The 263-nt window shown below is 46.0% G+C and carries 1 pseudogene; it reads right to left on the bottom strand.

The window, feature by feature from the left end:
- Nucleotides 1-263 (bottom strand): annotated as a pseudogene (locus SB775_RS30555) (tryptophan synthase subunit beta); the annotation flags it as partial.

Raw genomic sequence — 263 nt, 5'->3', positions numbered from 1 at the left:
AGGGGGGTATCTATTCCTTTCCCTGCTGCTTCTACACCAATGATATCTACCTCTTCATCTAAGAATGCTCTGTACATTCCAATGGCATTACTCCCGCCGCCAACGCAGGCAATGACTTTACGAGGAAGCTGACCTTCTTTTTCAAGTATTTGCGATTTTGCCTCATCACCGATCATCCGCTGGAATTCACTGACGATTTGAGGATACGGATGAGGTCCAACGACTGATCCAATCATATAAAAATGATCGCTGCAGTGCTGGAC

This window comes from Peribacillus sp. SIMBA_075 (assembly GCF_046534585.1).
Note: the sequence above shows the minus strand (reverse complement) of the source record. Positions and strands in the feature narration are given on the sequence as shown.